The organism is Spongiactinospora sp. 9N601, from assembly GCF_044326295.1.
In the GTDB taxonomy this organism is placed as follows: Bacteria; Actinomycetota; Actinomycetes; order Streptosporangiales; family Streptosporangiaceae; genus Spongiactinospora; species Spongiactinospora gelatinilytica.
Map to the genome: position 1 here is coordinate 1 of NZ_JBIRBB010000068.1, position 895 is coordinate 895.

Genomic DNA, 895 nt, shown 5'->3' on the forward strand with positions numbered 1-895 from the left:
GACCTGTTCATCAGGAGCAGTCCTGGTTCGGGTTCGGAGAGGATGCCGCGTCCGACGAGGCGTTTGAGCTTGGTGCGCATGCCCTCGATGTGTTTGGGCTGGTCACCGATGTTCAGGCGATGGCACAGGTTCCTTGGCCCGAAGACCACCGTCGGTGTCGGCGAACTCGGCCAGGATGTGCTGGTAGGCGACTGGGAGCGTGTCGATCGGTGACGGAGCCTCGCCGGGGTCGGGCGTGGCGATCTCCAGCAGGGTGTCGTGGGTGGTCTGGAGACGTTCGAGGTGGCGTTGCGCCTGGTCCAGGAGTTGGGTCGGCTCGGCGATCGCGGCGTGCAGCCGATCGACCTCGGCCTGGGCCTGTTGCTGGTGGTGTTCCAGGTGACGCAGGAGCGCGTCCGGGATCGGTCCGGCGGGTGCGGGGCCGTCGTCGGTCCCGCGATCGGCACCGCTCATGCCGTCGCTGCCGCGACCGGAGCTGGCGGGGTGCGCCAGGAGATGGTGTTGCTGCCGGTCAGTCGCCGGGTCATGTTGTCGATCATCGCCCAGTGGATCCACGCCCTGCTGCTGGCGGGCCGTCGTTCGTAGTCGCGGACCAGCCGCCGGTGCCACATCAGCGTGCCGAAGGCCTGTTCGGCCGCCCACCGTTTCGGGACTGGCACGAATCCCTTGGTTCCGGGCTCGGGCTGCACGACCAGCACGTCGATGCCCAGCGTGGCGCCATGTTCGATGAGGGTGTTCTTGAACCGGGCGTCCACCCAGGCGGTGTGGACGGTGGGCGCGTCGATGGCGACGACGTCCAACAGGTCCGCGGCGATGGCGTTGTCGTGCACGCTGGCGGCGGTCACCACCACCGCGATCAACAGCCCGAGCACGTCGGTGGCGATGCCGCGCTTGC

Annotated in this window: 1 protein-coding gene and 1 pseudogene; both read right to left on the bottom strand. The window is 68.5% G+C overall.

Translation table 11 applies throughout. The annotated features are described in order from the left end of the window. Nucleotides 1-102: 102 nt before the first annotated feature. The gene (locus ACH34R_RS44160) at nucleotides 103-453 is read right to left on the bottom strand and encodes a hypothetical protein (RefSeq protein WP_397567629.1); all 351 of its coding nucleotides are present in this window, start codon (nucleotides 451-453) and stop codon (nucleotides 103-105) included. Next, a pseudogene (locus tag ACH34R_RS44165) lies at nucleotides 450-895 on the bottom strand (IS5/IS1182 family transposase); the annotation flags it as partial. The gene ACH34R_RS44160 and the pseudogene ACH34R_RS44165, both read right to left, overlap by 4 nt.